This is a genomic window from Thalassovita taeanensis (genome assembly GCF_900110775.1).
GTDB lineage: Bacteria > Pseudomonadota > Alphaproteobacteria > Rhodobacterales > Rhodobacteraceae > Litorimicrobium > Litorimicrobium taeanense.
This window is the reverse complement of the sequence record NZ_FOEP01000013.1, coordinates 65,652-79,593: the sequence shown is the minus strand read 5'-3', so window position 1 is coordinate 79,593 and position 13,942 is coordinate 65,652. Positions and strand designations below refer to the sequence as shown.

At 56.9% G+C, this 13,942-nt stretch carries 12 protein-coding genes and 1 pseudogene; 11 read left to right on the top strand and 2 right to left on the bottom strand.

The features are described 5' to 3' along the window. The first annotated feature begins 90 nt into the window (after positions 1–90). The 7 genes from BSF79_RS20005 (at position 91) to BSF79_RS15365 (ending at position 7,909) form a co-directional block, all read left to right on the top strand. A complete protein-coding gene (locus BSF79_RS20005) occupies positions 91–1,734 on the top strand; it encodes a benzoate-CoA ligase family protein (RefSeq protein WP_217650084.1) in 1,644 nt (547 codons plus the stop codon). Between the two features lie 239 nt (positions 1,735–1,973). Further along, entirely contained in the window at positions 1,974–2,918 is a 945-nt protein-coding gene (locus tag BSF79_RS15390; protein ID WP_090270713.1) for a TAXI family TRAP transporter solute-binding subunit, read from the top strand. Position 2,919: 1 nt separating this feature from the next. After that, a complete protein-coding gene (locus BSF79_RS15385) occupies positions 2,920–4,839 on the top strand; it encodes a TRAP transporter permease (RefSeq protein ID WP_090270712.1) in 1,920 nt (639 codons plus the stop codon). An 8-nt stretch (positions 4,840–4,847) separates the two neighbouring features. After that, on the top strand, positions 4,848–5,546 hold the full coding sequence (locus BSF79_RS15380; protein ID WP_090270741.1) for a fumarylacetoacetate hydrolase family protein: 699 nt from the start codon (positions 4,848–4,850) through the stop codon (positions 5,544–5,546). Positions 5,547–5,560: 14 nt separating this feature from the next. Beyond that, positions 5,561–6,208: a maleylacetoacetate isomerase gene (gene maiA / locus BSF79_RS15375; protein WP_090270711.1), complete on the top strand. Its 648-nt coding sequence runs from the start codon at positions 5,561–5,563 to the stop codon at positions 6,206–6,208. 34 nt (positions 6,209–6,242) lie between these two features. After that, entirely contained in the window at positions 6,243–7,340 is a 1,098-nt protein-coding gene (locus tag BSF79_RS15370; RefSeq protein ID WP_090270710.1) for a cupin domain-containing protein, read from the top strand. A gap of 5 nt (positions 7,341–7,345) precedes the next feature. Beyond that, the gene (locus BSF79_RS15365; protein ID WP_090270709.1) at positions 7,346–7,909 is read left to right on the top strand and encodes a maleylpyruvate isomerase N-terminal domain-containing protein; all 564 of its coding nucleotides are present in this window, start codon (positions 7,346–7,348) and stop codon (positions 7,907–7,909) included. Between the two features lie 396 nt (positions 7,910–8,305). Here BSF79_RS15365 and istB read toward each other — a convergent pair whose 3' ends face one another. Both istB and istA read right to left on the bottom strand, forming a co-directional pair. Then, on the bottom strand, positions 8,306–9,070 hold the full coding sequence (istB, locus tag BSF79_RS15360) for an IS21-like element helper ATPase IstB (RefSeq protein ID WP_058317429.1): 765 nt from the start codon (positions 9,068–9,070) through the stop codon (positions 8,306–8,308). Next, on the bottom strand, positions 9,067–10,566 hold the full coding sequence (gene istA, locus BSF79_RS15355; RefSeq protein ID WP_139246466.1) for an IS21 family transposase: 1,500 nt from the start codon (positions 10,564–10,566) through the stop codon (positions 9,067–9,069). The genes istB and istA overlap by 4 nt, the downstream gene beginning before the upstream one ends. A 108-nt stretch (positions 10,567–10,674) precedes the next feature. Between istA and BSF79_RS15350 the strand changes: the two are divergent. The 4 genes and pseudogenes from BSF79_RS15350 to BSF79_RS15335 form a co-directional block, all read left to right on the top strand. Beyond that, positions 10,675–11,190 (top strand): annotated as a pseudogene (locus tag BSF79_RS15350) (type IV secretion system protein); the annotation flags it as partial. A 10-nt stretch (positions 11,191–11,200) separates the two neighbouring features. Beyond that, entirely contained in the window at positions 11,201–11,854 is a 654-nt protein-coding gene (locus BSF79_RS15345) for a VirB8 family type IV secretion system protein (RefSeq protein ID WP_090270707.1), read from the top strand. 28 nt (positions 11,855–11,882) lie between these two features. Beyond that, entirely contained in the window at positions 11,883–12,551 is a 669-nt protein-coding gene (locus BSF79_RS15340) for a TrbG/VirB9 family P-type conjugative transfer protein (RefSeq protein WP_090270706.1), read from the top strand. Then, positions 12,548–13,942: a TraB/TrbI/VirB10 family type IV secretion system protein gene (locus BSF79_RS15335; protein ID WP_090270705.1), complete on the top strand. Its 1,395-nt coding sequence runs from the start codon at positions 12,548–12,550 to the stop codon at positions 13,940–13,942. Before BSF79_RS15340 ends, BSF79_RS15335 begins: the two co-directional genes overlap by 4 nt.

The window sequence follows — 13,942 nt, the reverse complement described above, 5'->3', positions numbered from 1 at the left end:
CTCACCCCCGTCATCATTTTACGTAACCGTTTTCAGGCGGACCATGCTTCGCATTGCAAAGGTCGCCCAAGACGAACTCAAGGAGACATCATGAAAAGCTCTATTGCGCCCTCGGCCGAAGCCAAATTCTCTGACCCAGTCGACGACAATTCAAGCGGCGCGCGGGAAATCGGCTTTTCAAAAGCGGCCCATCGGAATTGTTCGGACATCCTTTGGCAAAACCTCGAGAGGAACCCGGATAAGACCGCGCTCATCAGCCCGATGGGAAAGCTGACCTACCGCGCCCTGATTGCCGAGGCCGGGCGTTGGGGGAATGCCTTCATGCGGGCCGGGCTTGTCCAAGGCGACCGCATCGCCTTTTTCCTTGATGATACCCCCGTTTTCGCGGCCGCATTCTACGGCGCCGTCCGAGCGGGCTTCGTGCCGGTACTGCTGAACACCCAAACGAAAACTGACCTTTTGCGGTTTTTTATGAAAGATAGCGGCGCGCGTGTTGCCATGGTCGACGCTAGTTTTTCTGGCTCTTTCGGAGAGGAAACCACCAAAGGGACAGATCTTGAAAAATTGGTGGTCGTGAATGGTAAAAGCGACTTGCCCGGAATGTCAGCCGCAAGCGCTTTCCTTGCTGACAGCCCTAGCCAATTGGATGTTGCGGCCACCGAACCCGACGACATGGCATTTTGGATGTATTCATCCGGGACCACCGGGCGGCCCAAGGGCATCGTGCATCTGCACCACGATATTGCCTATATTCAGCAAAGCTATGGCGCCCACATCCTGAAACTACAGCCCAGCGATATTTGTTATTCAGTGCCGAAATCCTTCTTCGCCTACGGGTTCGGAAATTCTCTGGTTTTTCCTTTTGCGACCGGGGCGACGACTCTGCTGATGCCAGGGCAGCCCCGGCCTGACGTGGTGCTTGACGCCATCGAAACATTCCGCCCGAGCGTGTTTTTCGGCCTTCCCACACTCTACACTGCGCTTTCACGCACAAAAGACGTTGAAACCCGCGATCTGTCCTCACTGAGGCAATCCATGTCTGCGGCAGAAATTCTATCTGAAGATGTCTATTCCAGCTGGAAAACGCTGGTCGGCCATGGTCCTACCGAAGGTCTCGGCTCGACCGAGATGCTCCATATCTATCTTAGTAACCAACTGGATGATCACCGGTTAGGCGCTGCTGGCGCAAGGGTGCCGGGATACGAGGTACGTTTGGAAACAGCTGACGCGAAACCGGCGCCTCCGGGTGAAGAGGGTGTAATGCTGGTGCGGGGCCATTCATCCGCGCCGTGTTATTGGAAGCGACCGGACAAGACAGCAGACACTATGCGCCGAGGTTGGATCTACACCGGAGACCGCTTTGTTGAACGCGGTGGTTATTACTACTTTCAAGGTAGGGCAGACGATCTAGTGAAAGTGTCCGGCCAATGGGTTTGGCCTTTGGAGGTCGAACGATGCCTGAACGAGCACCCCGATGTGCATGAATGCGCGGTGTTGGCTGAAAAGCGCGACGACCAGCGGGTCGCCCTTCGTGCTGTTGTCAGCCTTGTTGGTGGTTCCGTCGGCAACGAACAATGGACCGAACGGTTACGCGACTACGTCAAGTCAAAGCTAACGCCTTATAAAGCGCCGAGAATTTTCGACTATGTGACAGAACTCCCCAAGACTGGAACAGGCAAGGTCGATAGGCAGGCGCTAATACGGAACCCTTCGCTTTCCGACAAAACTAGTTAGTCGCCTTTTGGAGAGCTGCCAAAAATATCCAACACATCAATAAACAGGAACTCACAAGGGCAAAACGCAAAGGCTATCGGTTGTGCTTAGCGACATTGAATAGAAGCAAGGCGTCAGCCGTAGCCGCTCACGGCCGCACAGCTCTCGCGATAGATTTTTCCTTATTCTCACTTAGTGAGATCAAGTTGGAGTTATCGCAGGATGTTCAGCTAAGTTCGTCAAAATGGGAGGAATAAACTATGAAAATTTTTGGACATATAACAGCTGTTGTTCTTACACTTGGATTGGCTGGGTCGGCTCAGGCGGACACAGTTGGACTTGGAACCATGCCGCAAGGTACCCTTGGATACTCGACCGGCTCAGCAATCGCTCGAGTGATGAACGAGCAGATGGATATCGGCGCGATCGTTCAGCCAAACTCTGGCGAAACGACGCTTATCCCTCTCGTAAACTCTGGCGAACTCGATTTTGGCGTCGTAAACGTGTTAGAGGCCGCCCAAGCCTATGGCGGTGAAGGGGTCTTTGAAGGGAATCCTCAAGAGAACCTGCGCGTCGCATCCGTCTTGTATCCATTGCGCGTTGGCTACTTTGTTCGTGCCGACAGTGATATTCATACGATGGCTGATCTGCGCGGCAAACGCGTAACCTACGGATATTCGGCGACGGGATCCACCTATGTCGTTCTGGATGCGCTACTCGCCAACGGTGGACTAAGCGCGGATGACATTCGCCCTGTACTTGTTCCCAACGTGGTAGCGGGCGCTGACCAGTTCCTAAATGGACGCGCCGATGCGTTCTTCTTCGCAATTGGCGCGGCTAAAACGGCGGAAGTCAACGCCTCGGTGCCGCTCCGTCTTATCCCACTTGATGATAGCTCCGAAGGCGAGGCCAATTCGCGGAACGTTTTCCCCGATGGCTACCTTATCACAGTGCCCGCGCTACCAAACTTTGCGGGTGTCGCCGAACCGATGCCTGCGTTGGCCTATGACAACTTGCTAATAACCAACGATGGCGTAGATGCCGAGTTGATCGCTAACGTTCTGACGGGACTTGCCGAGAACAAAGATGATTTGGCGGCAAGCTTCCCGCTGTTTCGCTCTCTAGACCCTGAGCTTCTCTACAAAGAAGGCTTGGCCGCGCCATTCCATCCGGCGACGGTAAACTGGGCAAGCGGAGGAAACTGAGTTGTCTTCAGTCAGCGTAAACATAGCGTCCAAAGTGCAACTCGTTCTTCGAGTTGCACTTATTTTGGTGATTTTCGGATGGATTCTGGATATCCCCGGATACTTTGGGAAATACTACTATACCGAACAACTCTTGGCACTTGTTGCTGGGCTCGCGGCAACAATCACCCTGACGGATCCGCGATGGGGCAGAACCCCAGCACGTGCGACAATCAGCCTTGTGCTTGGTTTGACGGTATTTATCGCATTCGGATATGTGAGTGTCCGCTATCCTTCGCTGCAACTGGAACTTGCCTCAGCCCCACCCGGTGCCGTCGCGCTTGGCTTATTGATGGTCCTTGGTATTCTTGAGGCCGCACGGCGCCAAACTGGGATATTTTTACCCCTTCTATTGTTGGCGCTGGTGCTGTTTTCCATGTTCATTGGCCCGAAACTACCCGATGGGTTCCAAACTCGCGAACTCAGCTTTTCACGGCTGTCTGTGTATCTGGCGCTCGATACGAATGCCCTTTTCAGCAAAATTCTTGATATTGCGGCGATCACTGTGGCCCCGTTTATCGTTTTCGGTTTTCTGCTGAATGCGTTTGGTGGCAGTGCGGTATTTTCTGATTTGGCCGCCAAGCTGGTTGGCAAATATACTGGTGGACCAGCTAAAGTATCCGTTGTGGGTTCCGCCGCCTTCGGCATGGTATCGGGCAGTGCTGTTGCCAACGTCGTGGCCGTTGGCTCAGTTTCCATTCCTATGATGGCTCGGGCGGGGTATGCGCGCCATGTTGCGGCCGCTATCGAAGCCGTCGCCAGCACCGGCGGACAGCTTGTGCCGCCGATCATGGGGGCCTCCGCGTTTCTGATGGCCGAACTCTTGGAAATGCCCTACCGCGATGTTGCCTTGGCGGCGATTTTGCCATCTCTGCTTTTCTATGCCGCGCTAATGCTGGCTGTGGATTTCGAAGCCAGAAGACTCAAAATTGGCGGTACATCTGATCGACTTGAACTTCCCGCCCAAAATTCAGACGCCCCCGATAAGCATAGATGGCGTTACCTTATTCCAGTTGGCATCTTGATTTATTTGCTGTTCTTTGCCAATCGCACCGCTGGCAGCGCAGGTCTGTGGTCTGCTATCAGCATCATCGCCGTCCATTTAATCGGACCGCCAGCCCAAATCTGGCACCGCCTACAGGACGTTTGGAAAGGTCTTCTCCAGTCCGCTGCGGCCATTAGCGACATAATCATACTGGCATCCGCCGCCGGATTGATCATCGGTGTGTTGAATCTCACCGGAATAGCGTTCCAAATTACACTACAGATGCTCGCTATCAGTGGCGGAGACGTCGGGATCATGCTTTTGCTGACTGCAGGCCTCAGCATTCTGCTGGGCTTGGGAATGCCGACGGTCGGGGTTTATGTCTTGCTGGCAACGCTGGCGGCACCTGCTTTGATCGAACTGGGTATTCAGCCGATCGCGGCGCATATGTATGTGCTCTATTTTGGCATGGTATCCATGATCACCCCGCCAATCGCGATTGCAAGTTTCGCCGCAGCAACCGTCGCAGCTGTTAGCCCTTGGCGCACTTCATTTGCATCGCTGAAAGTCGGCGCTGGTGTCTATCTCGTTCCGGTCGCCTTCGTCACTCAGCCCGAGCTTCTGCTGGACGGAACTCTTTTGGAGACTGCGACGGCTTTGACGCGCACGCTAATGGGCATTGGTTTGCTAACGCTTGCGGCGATCGGCCATATGTCCCGCCCTATACCGCTACCGGTGCGCATTATTGCCGGGCTTTTGGCGGTTGCAAACGTCCTGCCGGTTTCGGCTCTGCCCCAACTCGGCATGGCCGCGGTCGCGGCCTGTTCTCTTGCTATTCTGGCTTGGGCTGCTGTCCCGGCCCGAACCACCCCTTCTTTGAAACATGAAAACACTTAGGAATGACCATGAACTACGTTTTTCCCCCTGCCCCACAGGCTTCTGTCGCCGTCCACGGATCAGATGACCGGCTGCCCGTTCGACGCATATTTTGCGTCGGGCGCAACTATGCCGCACACGCCCGCGAAATGGGCAAGGACCCGGATCGGGATCCCCCGTTCTTCTTCACCAAACCAGCCGATGCGGTTGTTGAGAGCGGCGAGGCCGTTGCCTATCCGCCCGAGACCGAGAACTTCCACTACGAGGCCGAATTGATCGCTGTTATCGGAACTGGTGGGAAAAACATCTCCGAGGCTGATAGCCTAAGCCATGTCTGGGGCTATGCCATCGGCAACGACCTGACCCGCCGCGATTTGCAACTCAAAGCACGCGAACAAGGTCGCCCGTGGGACTTCGGCAAGGCTTTCGACCGTTCTGCCGTTATCGGACCGGTTTTCCCTATCTCTGAAATAGGCCACCCCGAAAAAGGATCGATCACGCTGACAGTGAACGATGACGTAAAGCAGGCCGCAGATCTTGCGGATCTTATTTGGTCAGTGCCTGAGATCATTTCCATCCTCTCCCATTCAATCACCTTGGCACCGGGCGATCTGATCATGACAGGCACTCCAGCCGGTGTTGGCCAGCTACAGGTTGGCGATGTCTGTATCGTGTCTATCGACGGGCTCGGCTCTATCGAGACCAAGATCACCCCGCGTGAATCCTAAACAAGGGAAAGTACATGAGCCTAAAGCTTCATAATTTCTTTCGGTCCTCAACTTCGACCCGATTGCGCACAGCACTGAATCTCAAAGGGCTAGACTATGAGTACGTGCCTTATGTCCTTCGTGACGGAGAAACCCGCACGGTACAATATCTTGCCAAGAACCCGCAAGGGTTAGTGCCTACGCTGGAAACCAGCGACGGCGCGTTTCTTACACAGTCTTTGGCAATCATCGAATGGCTCGACGAAAAACATCCTGAACCGGCACTTTTACCGGCCGACCCAGACGAACGGGCACGCGTCCGGGCACTGTCTTATATGATCGCCAGCGAAATTCACCCGCTCAACAACCTGCGCGTCTTGTTCCAACTGCGCGACCAGTTTGGCGCGGATGAAGCGGCTCAAAAAGAGTGGTTCACCCATTGGGTGGCCACGACCTTTGACCCGTTTGAAACAGCGCTGAACACAAGCGATCAAACAGGCAAATATTGCCACGGCGACACACCGACAATGGCTGATATCTGTCTGCATGCCCAGGTGTGGAACAACAAGCGGTTCGACATTCCGACCGAACAATGGCCGACGATTGCCCGCATTCAGAGCGAACTAGACCAAGTGCCTGCATTCGCAAAGGCAGTGCCTTCAAAACAACCTGATGCGGCATGACCCCATATCGATATCGCAAGAGGAGACGACCACAATGAGCGATCAACTAGACCATGGAAATGTCGATCATGCGATGCAGCCCGAAGACACGCCGGAACTGCGCGCACTCTATAAGGGTTTTGAGGACGAGAGCCTGATCCCTCTCTGGACCCAGCTCGGCGATCTGATGCCGATCCATCCAAAATCCAAAGCCGTGCCGCATCTCTGGAAATGGTCGAAGCTATTGCCCCTGGCGGAACAGTCAGGCAAGCTGGTTCCCGTTGGCCGTGGCGGCGAGCGCCGCGCCATTGGATTGGCCAATCCGGGCCTTGCGCCAAACGCCTACATCTCTCCCACCTTGTGGGCCGCTATCCAATATCTCGGCCCGCGGGAGACTGCGCCCGAACACCGCCATTCACAAAACGCATTCCGCTTTGTCGTTGAAGGCGAGGGCGTTTGGACCGTGGTCAATGGCGACCCCGTGCGCATGTCCCGTGGCGATCTTTTGCTGACGCCTGGCTGGAACTTTCACGGCCACCACAATGACACCGATAGCCCAATGGCTTGGATTGATGGGCTCGACATTCCCTTCAGCCAACAGATGGATGTCGGCTTTTTCGAATTTGGTTCTGATCGGGTCACAGATTACGCCACGCCGAATTTCTCTCGAGGCGAGCGGCTTTGGTGCCACCCAGGGGTCCGACCGCTTTCCCAACTAGAAAACACAGTGGCCTCGCCGATTGGGGCATATCGTTGGGAATTCACTGATCGCGCATTATCCGAGCAACTGCTGCTGGAGGACGAAGGCCAGCCTGCTACTGTCGCGCAAGGACACGCCGCTATCCGTTACATTAATCCCACGACAGGCGGCGATGTGATGCCTACAATTCGATGTGAATTCCACCGACTACGCGCAGGTGTTGAAACGGCCGTGCGCCAAGATGTTGGGTCAACTGTTTTCCAGGTATTCGAGGGGTCTGGTGCAGTTGTTCTGGACGGTGTGACGTACAAACTTGAAAAAGGCGACATGTTCGTCGCTCCGAGCTGGATCAAATGGTCCCTTCAAGCAGAAACCCAGTTCGATCTGTTCCGCTTTTCAGATGCGCCTATCATGGAGCGTCTGCACTTCATGCGCACGATGGTTGAGGGGTAAGTCAAATGCCGCCCGGTGCATCGAAACAAGCCGCGCTTGATTTACTGAAAGAGCGCCAGGGGAAGGGCGCGCGCTATGACGCACCAGATGCACCAGGCGCGGATCTTTTGCTCGCAAGGCGCGGCACTGCATTTTTTGCCCGCAAACTCAACGAGCTTTCGGATTCCGATTTGGATAAACCTAGCTTATGTGACGGCTGGTCGCGACGCCACGTCATCGCTGATATATGCTTTTCGGCACGTGCTCAGGCGATCGCTCTAAAAAAACTGCGCGAGCCACTTACTCTTGAGGAGGAAACCTGGACGCCTGATCTGGCGCTCGGAATTACGCTGCCTCCACATGCATTGCGCCATCTATTCGACCATACGGCTATTCATTTGAATGTCGAATACCGCGATCTGACAAACGATGATTGGCAACGGTCGTTAGCACTTGGGCCCGACTCAGCGCTACCCGTCCGAGAACTCCCAATCCGGAGAGCTCAGGAAATTTGGCTTGCAGCTTATCACCTTGCGGTTGACGTAAGACTGTTGGATCTTCCCGATTTTCAAAAGCGAACAAATTCTTAACCAGAACTCATGCTCTACCTCCTCCCTGTGGACGAAGCACTGGCGGCGTCGACCCAGCCGATGCCGCCTCTTTATGACCCGAGAAACAACCAGCGTATTTGCCGCGCAAAACAACAACTGACCGCGTCGGTCACAGAGAGGCCCGGGCAGCGGGTTTGGAGAACAGGAACCAGTGAACAGAAGTAAGAAGGAAGCGGCGCCGATTGCACGGCTGCTGGACGGCGAAGGCACGATGGTTGGTTGGGTCTACCGATGGAATGTCAACGGCGGAGTAAAATTCGGCCATTGTGGCGGAGCAAAAGTCGGCCAGTTTGGGGCGAGCGCCTTGGAGCGTGCGGCCCTCATATAGCAAGCCCGGTCCAAGGCGCATTGGCCGTCAGGCCAATTCTGTGAGGTTCATTTGTTAGCGGCGGCGAGGCGGGCGCGGCTTTGATTGAGGCGGTAGCTTTCGCCGTTCATCTCTAGGATGTTGACGTGGTGTGTCAGCCGGTCCAGCAGCGCGCCGGTCAGGCGTTCGGTGCCGAAGGTTTCGGTCCACTCCTCGAAGGGCAGGTTGCTTGTGATCAGGGTCGACCCTCGCTCGTAGCGCTGTGAGATCAGCTCGAACAGAAGCTCGGCGCCGGTTTTGCTCAAGGGGACGAATCCCAGCTCGTCGATGATCAGCAGTTTGACCTTGGCGAGTTTGCGCTGGAGTTGCAGGAGGCGTTTTTCGTCGCGGGCCTCCATCATCTCGTGCACGAGGGCTGCGGCGGTCACGAAGGCGACAGGCAATCCTTTCTGGCAGGCAGCCAGTCCCAGCCCGAGGGCGACATGGGTCTTGCCGGTGCCGGAGGGACCGAGCGCGATCACATTCTCCTTGCGTTCGATCCATTCGCAGCGCGCCAGCTCCAGGACCATCATCTTGTTGAGCGACGGGATCGCCTTGAAGTCGAAGCTGTCCAGGCTTTTGATGGTCGGGAACTTTGCGGCCTTGATCCGGCGTTCCACCATGCGCCGTTCCCGGTCGATCAGTTCCAGCTCGGTCAGCCGGGCCAGGTAACGCACGTGATCTACGCCTTCAGCGGCGCAGATACGGGCCTGCTTGTCATGTTCACGCAAGAACGTGGGCAGCCGAAGCGTTTTGAGATGGTGGGCCAGCAGCAGTTCGGGTGCATCCGTCATGCCCCACCTCCTGCCAGCAGGCTCATGTAGGATGCGGCGGAGGTGGTGGTGATGTTGGTTCTGGGCAGGAAGGGATAGACATCCAGATCCAGCCTCGGAGGCCTTTGCTCGACCCTGCACAAGATCAGGTGCTTGATTGCATCGAAGCTGACCGCTCCCATTCGCAGGGCATCTTTGACGGCAAGATGCAGCACGTCAATCTCGAAGCGCTCCAGAAGGCGCAGGACCTGCACATACTCGCGCTTGCCGGCCTTTCCCTGCCGGGCTTCCAGCAGTCGGCGCAGGGTTTTGAACGCTTCGGGCAACTCCCAGCCCTGCAGAGGCGCGGCCTGATCGAAGGACATGATCTTGCGTTCGATCAGCGCCAGGTAATGCAGTGGATCAAACACCATGTCGCCGGTGTCATAGGAGCGCGAATGCTCAGCGATCACCTCGGCGCCGCAGCCGATAACAACCCGGGTCACGAAGCCCTTGATCCAGACCGCACGGTGGCCGTAGGCAACCGGCACCGAGTAATCATTGCCGCGATAACGCACCACCGATGTCGATGTGACCTGGCCACTTTGCAACTCACAGGCCTCAAAGGGGGTGCCGGGCAAATCCCGCATCGCCGCGAGATCGGCCTTCAGCCGTTCCCCGATGCTGACCTTGTGGCCACGCAGAACATCACCCTGGCGCTTGCGGCACTGCTCTTCCAGGTGAGCGTTGAACGCGTGCCAGTCCGGAAAGGACGGGATCGGCACCATGAAGTTGCGACGTCCGTAGCCGACCAGCCCCTCCACGGCCCCTTTGTCATTGCCCTTGCCGGGACGGCCATAGCGGTCCCGGATCACGTAATGCGACAACATCGCGCTGAACCGCTGGGTTCTTTGCCGGGAGCCATCCGGCAGAATCCGGGCTACCAGGCAGCGGTCATTGTCATAAAGAACCGACTGGGGAACCGCGCCGAAGAACGCAAAGGCATGGACATGGCCGTCAAGCCACGCCTCGGTATTGGCCGCAGGATAGGCCCGGATGTAGCATGCGTCGCTGTGCGGCAGATCGAGGGCAAAGAAGTGTGCCTTCTGCTCGACGCCGCCGATCACGACAAGCGCTTCACCAAAATCGGCCTGTGCATGACCGGGCGGATGGCTCAGCGGCACGAACATCTCCTTGCCGGTCCGCTTACGGTCTCGAACGTAATCCTTGACGATGGTGTAGCTGCCATCAAAACCGCACTCGTCCCGCAACCGCTCGAAAATACGCTTGGCGGTGTGACGCTGCTTGCGAGGGCGGCTCCTGTCTTCAGCAAGCCATTGGTCCATCTGGCTGGTGAACGCATCCAGCTTCGGGCGCCTGATCGGCGCTGTCCGCCGATATCCCGGCGGTTCCGAATAGGCCAACATCTTCGCAACACTGTCCCGGCTGATCCCAAAATCCCGGGCAATCTGACGCCCGCTCAATCCATCTTGGAAATGAGCGTGACGCACCTTCAAATACAAGTCCACGGTGTATATCCCCAAGCCCTCCCGAAATCCGAAAGGGCAAAAGTGGACGACTTTTACGCCGCCCGCGACAACACTATGCCGTCGCTACCGTGGCCGAGTATTGCTCCGCCGTTCACAGAAGAAGAGTTGAACGGCCTTTTGGATCAGGAATTCGGAGACATCCTCGCGACCATCGAGGCGATCAAGACGGGGGATTTCTCCGGCCTCTCCGGCTCCGGCGCGGGCGAGATCGAAACTCAGATGGACCGTGTTCTGGCCGATCTCGGCTTTGATGACGATACGCTCTCGGAAATGGCCGCGAGCGGCAATCCAGGTGCCAATCGCATCGCGACCCAAGCCACGACTGGCGCGCTTGTCTCAGCCGCAGCGCAAAACAGCTATGGCGATGCGGGACAATCTCTCGAACGCGTGGACCGGCTCGTTGGCCTTATCGATGACATGGATGAGTTGAAGGAAAGCGTCGATCTCAACACGCGCGTGACGGCGGAACTTGCGATTGCACTAGTCGCCATGTGGCAGCTTGAAGCCATTCAAACCGTAGGTGACGGCACCGGTGGCGTGATCGATGCCGCGACCATCGCCGAAGAGCAGCGGTTCATGGATTTCACCTTGCCTGACCTCAATGCAGATTGAGGTGTGATGCGTGGCGAGTGAACAAGAAATCATTGAAGAAGAGCTGGTGTACGGCGCGCTGCGCCGCGAACGGCTCTGGCAGCGGCTTGGCTTGATTGGCCTCATCTTTGGTATTCTGGGGTGTCTGAGTGCTGCGGCTGTCTCGATCCTCGATATTGATCCGCCGCCCGTCGTTGTCCCTTACGATCCATCGACTGGCTTTGCACTGCCAGAAGCCTCAGTCGGAGCAACGACCGTCACAGAGAACCAAGCCATCATTGAGGCGGAAGTGTTCCGCTACATCAGTGATCGCGAGGTCTACAACCAACTCGACAACGATGTCCGGGTCCGTAGTGTGCTGCGTCGCTCGGACGGCGCAGCGGAAGCTTCACTGCGCCAAATCTGGAACAGTGCCAATGCGGACTATCCGCCCACGCTTTATGGCACGAGCGGCCGGTTGGATGTCGAAGTTCTCAGCATCAACCGGATCGGCATCAATCGCGCCACGGTCCGTCTGCGCAAGCGCCTCAACTCCATCAATGGCGTCCAGACCGGCCTGTTCACCGCCACGCTGCTCTTTGAGTTCCGCCCCGAGGCCAGCCGCTCCATCGATCAGGTTTGGTCCAACCCCTTTGGCTTCACCGTGTTGGAATATTCCATCCGCTCCGACAGATTGGAGAATTAGTTTGCTTACAAAGTTGCTCAGTATTCTCATGCTTGCCGTGGTGCCGAGTTTGGCCATTGCTGAAGCCATTCCGCGTGGCGGACCCAATGACAGTCGCGTTCGATTGGCCACATATCAAGAGGCACAGATCTATCGCCTCAACGTGTCCCTCACCCATGTGACCACTGTAGAATTTGGAGAAGGTGAAAGCATCCGCTCGATCATTGCAGGCGACACTGAGGGCTTTGAGATCGACGGTGTGCCGGGCGGGCAGGCCTTTGCGATAAAACCCGTCGCGCGCGGCGTTCATACCAATGTGACCGTCTATACCAACCGTCGCAGCTATTACTTCAACGTCCAAGAAACGCAGAGCCCCACCTTTTATGTGGTCCAGTTCCGCTATCCTGATGACGACGCGAGACCAACCCGTGCAATTGCGAGCCAAGCCCCCAACTATAATTACGGGGCCAGCACGCGGGTCCAGTTCACCCCGACGCGCGTATGGGATGACGGGACGTTCACGTATTTCGCGTTTGCCCGAAATGCGCCAGTGCCAGGCATCTTCAGATATTCCAGTGGCCGCGAGCGCACGGTCAACACGCAGGCGATCGAGGACGGTGTGATCCGCGTCTCAGGCGTAAACACGCGGTGGGTGCTGCGTCTCGGAGATGAGGTGGTTTGCATTCAAGCGACCCCACCAGCGGGCGCGTCATCATGAGCAATGCAGGGGACACAGAGCTCGAAAAACGCCTCGCCGCACTAGAACAGGGCGGACATCGCGGGGATTCACCTAAAGCCAGACGCTCGCCCCTTCTGGCCGTCATCGTCGTCGCACTCGTTGGTGCAGGTGGCGCCGTCCTCTACATGATCTCCGGATCAGACGAAGAAACGGCGTTGCCAACAGCCACACCTGATGTGTTTCAAAATGAGGGTGATGGTTTTGGGGCGATAGAAGCCATACCACCGCCCCCTGCCCCGGAAACGCAAATTGTCCTAGCCCCAACTGCGCCAAGTGAGCCCAACGCGGAGCTTCTCGCGCAACTGGCTGCCCTTCAAGCCCAGATCGAGGAATTGCGCAACGCTCCGGAACCGGTGGTAGAAGAAGACACGGCGGCTGCGGACGCCATTGATGGGCTAACCGCTCAAATCGCGGCCTTGCAAACTGCGTCCCAAGCCGCCCAACAGCTGTTTCAGGACGAACTGGCGGCGCGTGATCGCGAGTTGGAACAAATCCGTATGGACTTGGAGCTGGCCCAACTGGAGGCCAATCGGCCAGTGCCCGCGCCAGTTCCTATCGGACCATCCGAGGAAGACCTCCTTGCGCGAGAGGCAGAACGGTTGCGCCGCGAAGAGGAAGCCCGCCGCATGGCTGATCTTGAACGCCGTGCTGCAGAGGAGCGCGCATTTCAGGATCGCCGGGTTACCTCCCCAACAATTGCATTTGGCGGCACATCAGGCGCGAATGAAACCCCGCTTGCTGAGCGCACATTCGGCGAAGTCACAGACTTTGTCCTGAACGGCGCGTTGCCGACCTCCGTCACCCAAGCCGAAGTCATCGCCAACCCTTCCAACACCATCATTCAAGGCACGATGATACAGGCAGTCATGGAAACCGCACTCGACAGCTCCCTGCCCGGTCAGACCCGCGCCGTTGTCTCCGAAGATGTCTTCAGCTTTGACGGGTCGCGCCTTCTTGTCCCGCGTGGGTCACGCCTGATCGGGCGCTATCGCTCGGGGATCGATATTGCACAGCAGCGCGTCACCATCGCCTGGGACCGCATCATCCTGCCCGATAACCAGACCATCCAGATCAGTTCCTTTGGCGGCGATGAGTTGGGGCGTTCCGGCGTGACAGGGTTTGTCGACACCCGCTTCGCTGAACGCTTTGGCTCTGCAGCTCTGATTTCGCTCATCTCGGCGGCCCCAAGTGCGGCGGCAGCCTCTGTAGAAGACGAAGCCACAGCAGGTGTTCTTGAGGATGTTGGCGATGATCTGGCCGATGCGACTGACAGCGTGATCAGCGACTACCTCTCCATCGGTCCCGTTATCTATGTCGACCAAGGTGCGCGCGTCACCGTCATGGTTGACCGCGATCTGGAGATCTTTTGA